Annotated in this window: 11 protein-coding genes and 1 pseudogene; 6 read left to right on the top strand and 6 right to left on the bottom strand. The window is 42.8% G+C overall.

Features of this window, described 5'->3' with window-relative positions; translation table 11 throughout:
- Positions 1–119: 119 nt before the first annotated feature.
- Complete coding sequence (locus H5715_RS13515) at positions 120–614, top strand: hypothetical protein (protein ID WP_075187203.1); 495 nt, start codon at positions 120–122, stop codon at positions 612–614.
- 725 nt (positions 615–1,339) lie between these two features.
- Here the strand turns inward: H5715_RS13515 and H5715_RS20420 are convergent.
- The 3 genes and pseudogenes from H5715_RS20420 to H5715_RS20415 all read right to left on the bottom strand — a co-directional run bounded on the left by H5715_RS20420 (position 1,340) and on the right by H5715_RS20415 (position 1,878).
- Entirely contained in the window at positions 1,340–1,522 is a 183-nt protein-coding gene (locus H5715_RS20420) for a cysteine hydrolase family protein (RefSeq protein WP_343044288.1), read from the bottom strand.
- Positions 1,523–1,594, bottom strand: a pseudogene (locus H5715_RS20600) (isochorismatase family protein); the annotation flags it as partial.
- A 17-nt stretch (positions 1,595–1,611) separates the two neighbouring features.
- Positions 1,612–1,878, bottom strand: a complete 267-nt coding sequence (locus H5715_RS20415; RefSeq protein ID WP_221892293.1) for a cysteine hydrolase family protein — start codon at positions 1,876–1,878, stop codon at positions 1,612–1,614.
- Between the two features lie 141 nt (positions 1,879–2,019).
- On the opposite strand from H5715_RS20415, the gene H5715_RS13505 reads away from it, so the two are divergent.
- Entirely contained in the window at positions 2,020–2,862 is an 843-nt protein-coding gene (locus H5715_RS13505; RefSeq protein ID WP_075187204.1) for a GlxA family transcriptional regulator, read from the top strand.
- Between the two features lie 454 nt (positions 2,863–3,316).
- Here the strand turns inward: H5715_RS13505 and H5715_RS13500 are convergent, their stop codons facing one another.
- Together H5715_RS13500 and H5715_RS20595 are read right to left on the bottom strand one after the other, a co-directional pair.
- Positions 3,317–3,616 (bottom strand): hypothetical protein, encoded by a 300-nt coding sequence (locus tag H5715_RS13500; RefSeq protein ID WP_075187205.1) that lies wholly within the window; start codon positions 3,614–3,616, stop codon positions 3,317–3,319.
- 952 nt (positions 3,617–4,568) lie between these two features.
- Entirely contained in the window at positions 4,569–4,877 is a 309-nt protein-coding gene (locus H5715_RS20595) for a class I SAM-dependent methyltransferase (protein ID WP_425507043.1), read from the bottom strand.
- A gap of 1,674 nt (positions 4,878–6,551) precedes the next feature.
- Here H5715_RS20595 and H5715_RS13490 point away from each other — a divergent pair.
- The 4 genes from H5715_RS13490 to H5715_RS13475 all read left to right on the top strand — a co-directional run bounded on the left by H5715_RS13490 (position 6,552) and on the right by H5715_RS13475 (position 12,813).
- A complete protein-coding gene (locus H5715_RS13490) occupies positions 6,552–7,958 on the top strand; it encodes an MBOAT family O-acyltransferase (protein ID WP_075187206.1) in 1,407 nt (468 codons plus the stop codon).
- 9 nt (positions 7,959–7,967) lie between these two features.
- Complete coding sequence (locus tag H5715_RS13485) at positions 7,968–9,020, top strand: hypothetical protein (protein ID WP_075187207.1); 1,053 nt, start codon at positions 7,968–7,970, stop codon at positions 9,018–9,020.
- A gap of 778 nt (positions 9,021–9,798) precedes the next feature.
- On the top strand, positions 9,799–12,468 hold the full coding sequence (locus tag H5715_RS13480) for a glycoside hydrolase family 9 protein (RefSeq protein ID WP_425507042.1): 2,670 nt from the start codon (positions 9,799–9,801) through the stop codon (positions 12,466–12,468).
- 192 nt (positions 12,469–12,660) lie between these two features.
- Positions 12,661–12,813: a hypothetical protein gene (locus H5715_RS13475; RefSeq protein WP_175574317.1), complete on the top strand. Its 153-nt coding sequence runs from the start codon at positions 12,661–12,663 to the stop codon at positions 12,811–12,813.
- Here the strand turns inward: H5715_RS13475 and H5715_RS13470 are convergent.
- Positions 12,810–14,381, bottom strand: coding sequence for a carbohydrate-binding domain-containing protein (locus tag H5715_RS13470; RefSeq protein WP_083608179.1), 1,572 nt, complete (start codon positions 14,379–14,381; stop codon positions 12,810–12,812). The genes H5715_RS13475 and H5715_RS13470 overlap by 4 nt on opposite strands.
- Positions 14,382–14,617: the final 236 nt, after the last annotated feature.

Below are 14,617 nucleotides of genomic sequence, written 5' to 3'. Positions count from 1 at the left end.
ATAGTCCCTGCGGATTCTTGCTCGTTCTTGTGTCGTATAACTCTGATGTATGTTAATTATATTTTGGTTCCTATGGCGGAATATAGCAATTTCTTGAATACCCATAATTGGAGAAAAAAATGAAGTTAATGGTAGTTCTTTCAGTAGCCGTAATAGCTATAGTCGTATCGGGTTGTGCTACAACGATAACGGCACCGGTCTCTGGGCCAACGGCAAATCTAATTGTTGAAGTTACTAACTTTGCACCTGAACGTAAGCTAACGAATATCGAAAATGTTTATTTTACTTTGCGTAATGGTGACGAAAGTTGGGGTGGTCAACAGTTGATTAAGAATGACAAGCCCTCATTTTCTTTTAGCATTCCTGCCCAGCAAGAATTAACTTACATTCTGAATTTGATGCAGGGAGGGGGTGGATTCTCTGGTACGTGCGGTGTCCAATTTGATCTTACGCCGCCAGCTGGCGCAGATTTGGTTACGAAATTTGAATTTTCCCGTGCCGGTGGCTCAGAGGTGGTTGGCTGTAAGGTCGGGTTGTATTTAGATAACAAACTCGTTGAGTCATATGCAGGTAGTGCTGAAATTACGCGATATAAAGTGAAACTGGTTTATTGATTGATTCTTAATCGGGGCGAACAATGGAGGGAAAGTTAAAGCAGGTTTTTTCTAGTTTGATAGTGTTTGCATTTTTATGTTTTCTTCGTTGCTGGATGTTTTAAAAAATGTTACGGAATCCTACTAAAAAATGGTAATAGAATCCATACCAGTAATGATCAAGGGGCCGACTTTGTGAAATGAGAAGTCGGCCTTGATCGAGAGCGCATGATTGGTCAAGTGTGCCGGTGTCTTCAGATGTGGAGAGCGGCGTTACGTACGGGAACCTTGTAGCCGAAGTTTAAGTCACTAGAGTGACGTCAAGCTAAAAAGGTTGCCCGAATACAAGTCCATAAAAAATACTTGGTAGAAAACAAATGCAAAGGGTTAAAATATAAGGCCTGTATAGGCGGGCCAGAGAATAATCGGTATTTCCACCTAATTGATTTGCAATGTGAAAGTGTAATTTTGGCCCGCAGTTTTAGCGGCCATTTAGTAATGGCGCTATAGCGGACAATTATATTCTGCCTTTTATTTTGTGGTCTTCAGCTTTTCGTTTCTATGAATGGCTGCCACCGAAAAATATTTTGTTTCCCCTGTTTTTCGGTGGATTCGCTATCTTGCATAAAATATTTTCTAGTCAGAAAACGCATGTTACCACTGCGTTACGAGGACGTTCGAACTTCCGAGTTGAAGCGGAAGTTTCTCTAGTGCAGCCGAAAACCCCAAAAACTATCTTGAATAGTCTAAACATTAACTCCAAAATATTCTTGTGAAAAATTACTAAGAGAAGTTATTTTAGAAATTAGAGTTAATTCCGCCAAAGCTTTTCTATGTACAGTTTCTCCTGATATCACGACACCATCAAATTCAATCGCGCGAGTAGCGCAGGCATCTTTGATTAAGGTCGTTAAAAACCCTCGTTCCATTGCAGCTCTCGTTGTAGAACTCACACACATGTGAGTCATCATGCCAGCAATAACGATATGCTCGATATTGAGATCATTTAAGTAAGCTTCTAATTTCGTTTTCCAAAATACGCTTGGATAATTTTTGGTATAGCTGCCTTCTGATTTCCCTGGCCAAAGCTACCTGGCAGCATAAACTCCATTTCCGGTTTGGTGTTTTCATGCTGAATATGAATTACAGGTAGCTTGTGCGATCTAAACATCCGAATCAATTGGCTTGCTTTTTCTGCGGCGGCAGATACACCGTCTAGGGTAAGCGCTCCTCCAGGAAAATAGTCATTTTGAATATCAATTACAATTAATGCAGTATTTTTCATTACCACCTCTGCGTTGTGTTGATGTGAGAATGATAAGAAAGCCAGCTGAAAATAGATATGGCGTAAAATGACGAATTATGGTTATATATCGCCGTCATAAAAAAAGAAATTTCTCTCTACATACTTAAATACTCTGAAGCGATGCCGTCCGCGATCACTGGGGTTCAAGACCTCTTTACAATTGCGAACCATCAAGCTGGTGAATCACTATTTGTTGTTAACCCTTTAACATCCGCAGTACCAAAAACTAAATGGGAGCGGAGAGTTATATTTATTCCTCCATGCTTATCCGAAGATCTCCCCTCATTTTCACACCCGGATACATTAGCTTTGTTAAGGCTGTGGTATAAATCTAGAGCAGTTATTGTTGCAGCTTGCGCTGGCGTGTTTTGGCTTTCGAATTCTGGGCTATTGGATGGTAAGCAAGTGAGAACTCACTGGAGGTTATGTCAGCGTTTGTCCGATAACTTTCCGAATATAAAGTCTGTCGATGGAAGGGAGGTCGTTGTTGACCAAGGCGATATCGTCACTGCCGCTGGTCTTTACGCTTTTCAATATTTAATTTTGCATCTTATAGCAAGATTTTCAGGCTATACCTTGGCAAAAAAAGTGTCTGACTTCTGTCTTCTTGATCTTAATGGCAGACTTCAGGCTTATTATAATCGGTTTTATCCGGATTTTTCTCATGGCGACAAATTGATAGTCAAAGCGCAGCAGTATTGCGCTTCTCGTTTACGTTTAAATGTAAGCGTATTGGACATTTCAGGGCACTGCCATACGAGCGAACGCACGTTGCTACGCCGTTTTAAAGAGGCAACGGGCTTTACGCCAAAACAATATATTCTGCAATTGAAGGTAGAGGATGCTAAGAAATCCATGGAGCAAGGAAAGATCAGTATTGACGAAATCAGTGCCGATCTTGGTTATTCTGATAGCAGTAATTTTATAAAGATATTTAAGAGTATATCGGGCATTCCTCCGTAGGAATTTAAAGCAAAGCAAAAGGTCAGCGTGTGAGTGCTAAATTTTTTCAGTATCAACGGAATAGCATAGTTCCGGCCTACTTGATGGTGTTTCCGGTGAAAGGTTGGCGTCGTCGAGGTAAAACATTTTTCGGAATTTCTGGTTTGATTGTGCAATATCTTCCCCTTAATGGGAGATAAACACGGCGTTAAATGAACCATCCTCAATGGCCCTGTTTAGCCCCTTGCTTAAAGCGCCCGCCAATTTCAAATTATGGCGTTCTACGAAAAATAGTGTGCTGTTGGCTAGACCAATGCAAATCGGGATTCTACTTCAAGTGGTTCTTTTTTGTAGACTTCCAACTCGTCCCAGATTTCCATTACTGTCCGAGGGAAATAGTCCACTCATATTCCCGCTAGCATGCGGGTAAGGCTGCTTCGGTTTGTAGAGCTTATTAAGCGGAATCTCTGATATATCAGGATCTCGTTGTCGGGCCAGTCGTGCCCTGCCGTCCAACCAGCTGTTTGATGTCGGCCACGTTTGTAAGCGAATCAAACGTCTGCTGACTACCTTTGCTTAGCATCATCAATCGCCAGCCAGTAAGCTGTTTAAACAGGGAGATGCGTATAGGGAGCAATACTTGCTCACGTTCTTTACTGGTATGCATCCAATTAACGTCATACAGTCCCGATACAAGATTGCGGGTGTTTCTATTCGCCGTTACGGTATCTAATTGAACTTTTTCCAGGGAATAATCTAAACCAGAATTATTCATTGTTAGATCGAGTAGTTCTACTAAGCATCTTGTTTATTTAGCGTATATTTTTTCGGTGGCAACCTTATAAAGGTGTTTGATATGCAGTTTTTCGTTGGCAGCAAAAGACGGAGCCACATACAAGCTTACGATTAAAGCTATTGCCGCTTTCAAGAAAACGTTATTGCTGTTTGTGTTTTGAGTAAATCGAGTCATTTTGAAAGGGTGCGATGCTCTGTGACTAACGATACGCTCGCCATTCGCATCTGATTGTCATAGAGAAATAGAGCATCAAAGAACAGCGGCCGAACCATGAGCTAACAACAGGTTGGTAGAGGCCTGTGTGCCACAGGGAGCTCAAAGCAGGGCTTGAGAATATGGACTAAGTACCTTCCATATACCCAATATTGATTAGTATGGGGCATGTGCAATGTTTCGCTCGTAATTCTGAGCCATGTAAATATTGCCAGGTTCGCGGTGATGTATAAACTGACATCGTGAATGTTTAATCAGGGGTTCCCTTGGTAAGTTTTACGCTATCGAACAGCATTGAATAAGTCGATCCCGGGGTGGAGCGAAAGCAGGCTTCTCTAATGATCGAGGTCCTGCCTCATAGCTCGTTTCTTTCTATCGTCTATTTTTTATGGTATTGCTATGGCTTACCTTTGTCTATTTGTCTGCAATAATCGCGAATTCGGTACTATTTTCGGAATAGCTAGATCCGGCAACATCGCCATAAAGCGCTTGAATTTTAAAGCCGGCCTCTTTTAGTTCCTTCTTGAGTGTATCTCCACCGAAATACTGTAGCCAGTTATAAACATCGTTCGAAGTGCTTTCTTAGGCAATGGTATATTTATCCAGAATAACTTTTTATCACTCATATTCGAACGTAATAGTCGTTGCCTGGCCAGAACCCAGAAAATTGTATGTGTTCATACAGTGATGTCTCCGCTCTTTATTCAAAACCTCTTAATCAGTAGGCATCTAATAATAAGCACCCGTTGTTTTTAAGTAGGCGATGAAAGTTTTCGAACACTGCCTTTCTTTGTGTTGGGCTTAGAGTGCAGAAGTCACACATAATCATGGCAATGATGTCGTATTGCTCTTCAGACGCGTAATCCAGATAATTTTGAAGAATGTAATCAATACTTCGGCCCTCTTTTTTTGCGTATGCTTTAGCGTATTCAATAGAGCCGTTTGAAAAATCTACTCCCCTTACTCCCGCGCAGGTACTTGCCAAACCGAATATGTAGAGGCCTGGATAGTAGCCAAAACCACAAATTTTGGTTTGTCTATCAACAGAAAAATGGGAAACAATTCATTCAATGGAGCTTTGAATAGATATTATTTCTCGAAGCCATATCTAGGTCTTCGTTTAGATTATAAGCCAGAATTTTCTTCAATGTATATGGGTCGGACAATAGGGAATCAGCGGTATGAAATTCGAACGGCTTTGGTCTATGGCTTATCTCTTTTAGTTGGTTTTACATATTTTCACCGAAAATATGGGGCTCTCGATTGGAGGGGACGTCGGTCAGGCCATAATGAATTTAATTCTAATTTCCACTGGCGATATTATCAAATTTACAGAAGTTATATCTATGGGACGAATCTCTTGAATAGCACCCTATTTATGTTCGGTGATTAGAGCATTACTTAAATAACTAAAAGCGATGAAAACTTCGATTTTTAGGCATTGAATTCAGTCGCAGCATAATCCAAAAGAAAAAAGTAACAATAGAGGTCGGTATAACCGCCGGATACCTGCGGAAAAAATCCAATGAAGCGAGCTGATCTGCGAGAGATCAAGCTGGTAATAAGGTTCCGTCAGCAAGAGAGAGTACGCCGGATAATAAAATGGAGGTATCCGGGAAAAGCACCGTTTTCTACTAGAAGTCGGTATGCATGGCTCTATATGAATGTAGGCATTGACTGCTGCGTTTGTGATTTCTATTGCCGAAAGTCGGGATAATACTAGTGGTTTCTGCCGTGCGGGTCTTTGATGTACATAAATTTCATGCTAGCGGAAGGTTGGCAGTCAACGCTCCATAGGTAGGGTGTTGAGATAAAGCCAAGGACCTGTTTTGATAATATAGTGACAAATCGTAGGTAAATTTGGGTTAATTTGATCTATCTTGTAAAAAATCTCTAGAAAAGGGAATACGTTCAGCAACAAATTAGTTACTTATATTAAGTTTCTGTGTGGGTTTACAATACGGGTTCAGTGTTTTGAAAAATCAGCGAAACACAAGCTGTTAGATTTATGGGTCATCGGCCTGCGTTATAAATTTGATTTATGTTAATTTCTTTTGGGAGCTTATTGCTGAATAGAACTATATCTTTAATACTCATAATAGGACGAAAAATATAGTTGTAGTTCTTTCTGTCGTCATAGTGGCGTTAGGCGTATCGGTCTCTGCAACAACGACAAGGACAGCGGTTTCTAGGTTAACGGTAGAGCTGACAGTTGAAGTGAATAGCTTTACGCGTTAGCGTAAGTTAAAGAATATCGAAAACATCCATTTTTCCTTGCGTAATGCTGACGAAAGTTGGGCTTCGCAAAATCCACTCGTTATGGTGTGTTTTATGAAAAGGGTGTTGTATTCGGCCATATTGATGAAAAAAATGAAAATGAGATATCTAAATTCGATACTGATGTAGTAAAAATTACCACATAATCCGGTTGCCAAAGAAAATGTAGCTCTGCTAGTTCGTAGGTATTAGGTTGTTGCTATTCCGCCTTCTTTCGAACTATCTTTCTTTGTTCGCATTGGATGTGAATTCGAAAAGTTCTGCATTTTTCGCAGCGTAAATATTTAATGTGTTACAGAAACGAATAAAAAGATAGTAGAGAGTTTGTGGATGTCTAGAGTGATCCAAGTTAATAAATAGAAAAATAGTTGCTTTAAGTATACACCAATAATGATGTTGGCAATGAATACGGACGGTTCTTTGTATGCTATTTAATTCAATAGAATTTTTTATGTTCCTCCCTGCTGTGCTTCTTATATACAGGTATCTTAATCTAAGGTGTCAAAATATATTTCTTGTAGGCGCGAGCTATTTCTTCTACGGATGGTGGGATTGGCGATTTCTTGGCTTGATTCTAATTTCCACAGTTGTAGACTATTTTTGTGGTAGGAGTATCTATTTCGCCAAAAACAAGCATGACGCTAAGAGGTTTGTACTTCTTAGTATAGTTGTGAATATTTCAATATTGATGTTCTTCAAATACTTCAACTTTTTTTCTGATTCATTCACTCACGCTCTCTCTCTGATTGGATATAGCCCATCTTGGTTTGAAGTTAATGTAGTATTGCCAGTCGGAATATCTTTTTACACCTTTCAAACGATTACATATAGTGTGGATGTCTATAGAAGAAGGGTGAAAGCCACCCACTCTTTTGTCGATTTCAGCTTGTTTGTTTCTTTTTTCCCTCAGCTGGTGGCAGGCCCAATTGAAACGGCCTCTTCATTATTGCCTCAAATTCAGAACCCTAGAAAAATTGTTTCGTACAACTATACATCTGGCGGTGTACTAATTCTTTGGGGTCTCGTAAAAAAGGTGTTTATTGCGGACAATCTATCTACATTCGTCGATGCAAGCTATTCTAATTATGCTAGTTTATCGGCTGTGGAAGTTGCCCTGGTTTCAGTGGCCTTTGCGTGTCAGATTTATTGTGATTTTTCCGGGTATTCAGATATTGCGCGGGGCACAGCTAGGTTGTTGGGGTTCGAATTGAGACTTAATTTCAATTTGCCTTATTTCGCTAAAAATCCCTCCGATTTTTGGCGACGATGGCATATGAGCCTTTCCGACTGGCTTAAGCAGTATTTATACATCTCGATGGGAGGTAATCGTAAAGGTACATTAGTTACTTATAGAAACTTAATGCTAACAATGTTGTTGGGAGGTTTGTGGCATGGGGCTGCATGGACGTTTGTAATGTGGGGCGCATATCACGGCTTTCTACTCTGTGCCCATAGGTATATATCTTCAAATTTTAAACTTCCCACTAATAAATACTTTTCAATTTGTTCTGTTTTTTTAATGTTTATCTTTACGTGCTATGGCTGGTTAATATTCAGGTGTGACTCTTTCCGTCAGTTGGCGGTTATGACAAGTAGGCTATTTTCTACATGGGGAATTGGTTGGGAAAAAATTATCAATGATGTTGAATTTGTTGGGGGTTATATCTGGCCGCTCATATTAATACAGCTATTACAGTTTATCACTAAAGACATGTCGTTTTATTTAAAATTTTACAAAAGTGTACAGCACTGCTTGATAGCGTTGGGGATATATCTTTTGTTTGTTTACGGATCTATTCAATCTCCTGGTTTCATCTACTTCCAGTTTTAGGAGGGTAGTATGTATTTAAAAAATATGGCTAATATGTTATCTATTGTTGCTATTTTTTACATTATAGGTAAATTGGATTTTACCGTAATGCATCCTGGGACGGTACTTGTTAATAGGACCGATAACGCAACATTTCATAAATACAAAGAATCACAGAATGGATTTACTTGGACCCATGGTATGACGCGGCGATCTAATGTGGTATCTATAAGTGCGGTAGGGACGCGAGAGAAGGATCAAAAACTTTTATGTAACAAATACCGTATTCTAGCGACCGGAAGTTCGAGCGGCTTTGGTTCTGGCCTAAAGCAAGATGAAACATGGTCAGCTTACCTAAACTCAAGTGAAAGTTCATCTATATATAACTACGTTATATATAATTCCTCGAATCCAGGTTGGGGGCCGTATCATTGGGCGAATTATATGCAGGCTTACTACGACATATTTAATCCGGATTTGATGCTGGTAATGCTATCTTATGGTGATTTCACGCTCTATCCGAAGGTTGTTTCAGAATCCGATAGAGAAGAGTGGCTGAAGCGAGATCGTATCAAGAAAAGAATTTTGAATTTCGATAATTTTGGAGCATATTCCTTGCGTAAGTTAATGTATATTACTGAAAACTTTGCGGGAAAATATGAGACTAATAAGGTTAGCGGTAATCCAATACCGTTAGGGTTCGATATGTTGCGAATTGCTAAGCACTTAGGTAACCATATGGGATCGCTGGAGGATCTTGTAGATTATTCTGAACGTAAGAAAGCGAATCTGATATTCTTTCTAAGAAATTCTGACGAAACAGACGCGGGAAATTATCTCTTCAACGAAATAGGGAAATTAACGGAATTGTCAGAATATGCATCCGCAGTGCAGGTTAACGCAGATAGTTTTCGTTCCGATATGGGCAGCAAAGAGTTGTCTGAATATTATCAAGAGCATTTCGTGTTGAAGAACGATACGCATCCAAACGAAAGGTATAGTCGGTTAATAGCTGATGTTCTTAGCAGCGAGTTGCCACTCGTTCTTAATGAATTGGAGATTAAAAACAATTGTGACTTTTAGTAGTAGATGTTTTACGTTTTTCTCGTTATTCCCACCGTTTATCTAACATCATAAATCGCCCATCGCCTACTTACCCTCATTTTTTGTACGAAGATGGCAGTAAAATTATGGGGCGCTGGTTTGATTTTTCTGTTTATTTTCGACATGTTATTGCTTATAGCAATAACGGCGCCTCTTTTCTATATCGACGACGGTTACTCTTTCAGTCCGTAAGCCGCTCCCGGGTTTCAAAACAAAATTGTATTCACTATAACCTGCGTTTTGGGCAGTAGGTTTAGATAGTTCCGGCGGGGTAGCGGCGAATACGCATCGCGATAAGGTGCCCAAGTTGTTTTTGTGCGATTCTAATATGATGAATCCATTTTTTAGCTATAACGTGTTCGTTAAATGATCCCGATAAGTTAGATGCAATTTAATATTTATTTTTTATATAAGATATGTAGTTCTGATTATTTTGGTTAATGGTGTGTAGTGTTCGAACCCTGCCCATATTAATCCATAAAATACTTAATCCAAATCAAAAAAAAAGATGGCCTCGTTAATAAGCTGGATTTTTTGTTTTTTACATCGTCCAATAACAAGACTACGCTGATCTTCCTTAAGATGTTATGCGGTTGTGTTACCCAAAATAATAATGCCAACTTAGTTGCAAAAAATCTCAACAAGATATAGCCAGGTTCATTTTCCTTTATTCGGAAGGGAATGCCTCGGCTAACCCCAACTGGAGGACCCGATGTCTTGTAATCATAGATTCAGCATTCCCCTTATTTGTGCAATCATGTTTGGTGCCTCTGCGCACGTTCATTCAGACCAAAATTACGCGGAAGCACTGCAGAAATCGATTTATTTCTACGAAACTCAGCGGTCCGGACCTTTGCCCGATAGCGAGAATAATTTTTTAGCGACCGATCTCCACAATGGCTTTTTAATTAACCGTGTTGAATGGCGCGGTGATTCGTATTTGGATGATGGTCAATACAACCAGTTTGGTGAGTTTATTGATTTGGATCTCACCGGCGGCTGGCATGACGCAGGAGACCATGTGAAGTTTGGTCTGCCAATGGCCTTTTCGGCTAGTGTCGTCGGCTGGGGTATTCTCGAGTTTTGGGATGCCTACGAAGCTAGTGGGCAACTTTCCTACGCTATCGACAATATGCGTTGGGTCAGTGATTACTTTTTAAAAGCGCACGTTGCGGAGTATGAGCTTTATGCTCAAGTGGGCGACGGCGTGATTGACCATTCACTTTGGGCCGCGCCCGAAACCCAGGGGCCAGAACTTAAGCGAATTCACGGCGCTGAGACATACCGACCAGCCTTAAAGCTTACCCTAGAGAGCCCAGGGGCAGATCTTGTTGGTCAAACAGCGGCGGCATTAACGATAGCGTCGTTAATCTTTGAGAAAAACAGTGTTAACGAGCCGCAGGATGCTGTCTACGCAAAAGAGTTGTTAAAGCACGCCGAGCAACTGTTTGATTTTGCCTACCAAACAAAAGACTTTACCCACGGTGGTGATGACCCAAACCCCGGCACCTATACCAATTCGCTGGTTGATGACGAGGGTACCAATTATGCGATGAATTACTATAATTCATCCTCCGGTGCAAAAGATGAAATTCCTTGGGCTGCAGGTTGGCTGTATCTTGCTACACAAAATCCGGATTATTTACACAAGGCCGAGGAAGGTTATAGTGCGATTGCTGGCAACACCGGGCATTTTGCCTGGTATCCGGCCTGGGATGATATTCGCAACGCCGTCTATTATCTGATGGAAAAGGTTGCCGCAACGTCTGACTACGCAACCGATACCCTTATTACCGACAGCGATCACATTGACGGCTATTACGATTACGAGGTGCACTGCACCAACTATTTGAATGAGTTGTTACACAATAAAAATTACACTCCTGGCGGCATGATTTATCTTGATGGCTTTGCCTCGGCCCGTGCAACGGCGATGGCCTCAATGGTCGCTTTAATTCATCGTGATTATCTTGTAGAGCAATCGAAGGATTCAGCATTTCAGAGCGAACTTGCAGCATTCGCGACGACGCAGATGAATTATGTTCTAGGCGATAACCCACATGATCTTAGCTATATGGTGGGCTACGGCGATCAGTGGCAGTTGGCTGCCCATCATCGCTCTTCACATGGCAGTAGCCGCAACGATATTGGCGACCCAGAAATTCCACGTCACATTCTCTACGGCGCAATTGCCGGTGGCCCAGCGGATGATGACAGCTATTCTACCGATCGTGCTGATTTCCCAATGACGGAAGTGGCCACCGATATGAATGCCGGGTTAACTGGTGCGTTGGCTGGCTTGGTGGAGATCTATGGCGGCACGGCACTGGCGAACTTCCCTGAACCAGAAGATAGATCCGCCCCTGAAGCGTATGTACAAGCAAAAGTTGGCTACCCCAGTGGTGATGATCGACAGTCCGGGGCGTTAATCAATATTGAAATGATTAACGAAACCGCCTACCCACCGAGAGAGATCGCTGACGTAAGCTTCCGCTATTTTATGGATCTTACCGATGAGGTAGCGAACGGGTACGATCCAGACAACTTAACGTTATCGGCTTACTATGATTCGTCCAACAAAAATCAGATAGCACTTGAAAAATGGGGGTCAGAGCCAGGAATGTACTATATACAAGGTACCTCCGGGCTTCTTTCTCCCGTAGGCGACTCTGAAAAATCGGCAATAATGGAACTATTCATTGGCGATTATGTTGGCAGCGGATGGGATTATAGTAACGACCCTTCTGCCGCAGGGTTAAACGGCGAAACGTTTACGCTTGCCGAAAGTATCGCTTTATATGACGCAGACTTTAATTTGGTATGGGGAACAGAACCTGACGGTTCCTCTAGCAGTTCCAGTTCTTCTAGCTCGAGTAGTTCTTCAAGTTCAAGCAGCTCGTCAAGCTCAAGTTCAAGCAGTTCTTCAAGCTCGAGTAGTTCTTCAAGTTCAAGTAGCTCGTTAAGTTCAAGCTCTAGCAGTTCATCCAGTTCCAGCAGTAGCTGCGGCGTTGAATGTAATTGGTACGGTGAAACGCGGCCTTTGTGTGAAAACCAGACGAGTGGTTGGGGTTGGGAAAATCAGCAAAGCTGCATTGGTGTTGATACCTGTAGTAGCCAATCGGGTGATGGCGGCGTGGTGGATAATTGCTCCAGCTCATCAAGCTCCAGTTCTTCATCGTCCAGCAGTTCCGAGTCGTCTAGTAGTTCGTCCAGCAGCAGTTCCAGTTCATCCTCGTCAAGTAGTAGTTCGAGCTCCTCGAGCAGCAGTAGCCAGTGTGAACTACAGTGCGATTGGTATGGAAGTAACTACGCCGTATGTAACGATCAGGATTCCGGCTGGGGATGGGAAAATAACCAAAACTGTATTGGCACCGCTACCTGCAGCGATCAGTGGGGGGATGGTGGCGTCGTCGAAATATGTCACTAATTAAGGATTAATAAATACGATTGATGGTCTGATCGTTCTCCACCGCTCCTGCCTCCTTAAAAGGCAGGAGCCTTTTCTGGCATAGCGCCTCTGTGTTGATAACGCCAACCACATCCATTTTTTATTTAAACCGCTAATAGCCCCATGCATTCCGATAACCACTTTTATCCCATTTGAAGCGTGGATACTGGCGTGATAGTGCAGTATTTGTTAGGTGTTTTTGCTGGTGTACCGTTGAAAAGAATGCGCCTAGTGCGCATTGATGCGGAATTTTCGGTCGTAAAAGCGAATGCGGCCAACGGGGTTGTTGACCGTATTCGCTTAATCGTTGTTAGGGGTGTTTAGTTACAGATATTTAAACTGCCTCCCTGCACATTAAGATTTACCCAGTTAATATTATTACCGCATGGGCTTTCGCGAACGTTGGTGTTTAATATTGTAATGTTGGAAATGGTGATGTCACTGTTGTTCGGGAACTCATCGCGTGCCGATAATCGAACTTCACCACCGTCTCGGATTTGGCCGCCGTTAATGCGAACGTTGTGGCAATTTTCGATAAGAATCGAATTGTTTCCATTGTTGGCAAAATCAATACGGTTAATTTCCGCTCCACCTGAATTGGATACACAGAAAAGCCCTCTGCCACCACCACGGGAAATAACACTTTCTACATAAATATTAGAGGGGTAACCGCCATTGATTCGGCCATTTTCATTGGCGAAGCGCAGGGTTGCATAGCCCGTTCCGGTAGCAACATTATCACCGTCAACCAGCCCAATTGTGGCGTTGCGCGTATTGTTGAGCAGGAGCCCAGCGTAAGCGACATCGCGAGCAACCACGGTACCGATTTCAAGGCCATCTATATTCCAGGTTTCAACACCGTGATTCCCGGTGCCTGAGACATACACATAGTCGATAGTAACATTGCTGCTGCCGGGCAGGTCGCGTTCAAAACGAATACCCAACCCGCCGTTCAAACGAAGATCAATTTGCCCCAGGTGTAGATTGTCGACATCGCCAAAGCGTAAACCGAAATAAGGGCTACCGGTCATTTTAAGGTGGGGAATACTCACATTTTGTCGACCAATGGCTTGAACGGCGCCGCGGCTATTGACGTTACCAACGTCCATGGTGCCGCATACCTCGAAGGTAATGCCACTGGGTAAATCGATAGAGTTATCTCCGATGGCGCCGTTGGCATCAACGGTTACGCGTTGCCCGTAGCCAACACTATTTACGGCAGAGCTTATGGCTGCAAAGTAGCTGCTCCCCGCTGGGTTGCCGTTGATTTGGTAGTTGCCTGGGCTTCCGGTAACACGAGCATCCGGTGTTCCCGAGCCGCACTCGGATGCGGAAGAACTCGAGCTACTGCTGGAGCTGCTGCCAGATACCGTAACGGTGTGGGTGTACTCGGTTATTGCGCCGCAGCTGTTTGTGTAGCGCGCAGTCGCCTGGCAGCTACTGTTTGGCGATATCGTTTGCTCTCGGCTTGTGCCACCGGTCGAGCAGCCTTCCCAGTTCCAGCTACCGCTGGTAGGGTGGGGGCCGAAGGTTACGGTGTCACCACTGGAAAGGTTAACGCTTCCGGTTTGTTGCCAGCTGCCACCGTTAACCTGTGCATAAGGCGTGATGGTGGTACCTTGGCAGGCGCTGCTGCTAGACGAACTTGACGATTGTGAAGAGGACGTGTCCCCGACAATGCCATAGGGCGAGGGCTGAGCACTGCATGTGCTAATGGAAATACAGCTTTGACTATTTTCCCATCCCCAGCCGGTGGTGGTTGTGTCGCACAGGGGGTAGAGGGTTCCGTACCAATTACATTGTTGTGCCAGAGCGCGGGAAGCTGCAAGACTCAAAATTAGCATAAAGAGTATTTGCCCCAAGAGCCGGAGTTGCTTGTAAAACGTTTTCATAAATCACCTGATATTATCCGTTATTTTTTAAGGGTCTGTTCTCGCATGGTGGAGGTAAACAGCATAAGCAGCGTCCAGCAAAGCTGCCGACCAATGCTAATGTAAATAGGATGGCGGAGTTGTGGTGCAGGCCTCATTCGTCGATGTGCGGCTTCATAAATGGCAAGAATGTCGTGTGGAAGTTATTGAGATTTTCTGCGCTATGAAAAAAACAGGTTGGTTTTTCAATTGGGATA

The organism is Teredinibacter haidensis (assembly GCF_014211975.1).
GTDB lineage: Bacteria > Pseudomonadota > Gammaproteobacteria > Pseudomonadales > Cellvibrionaceae > Teredinibacter > Teredinibacter haidensis.
The sequence above is the reverse complement of the archived record's forward strand: the minus strand, read 5'-3'. Positions and strand labels throughout refer to the sequence as shown.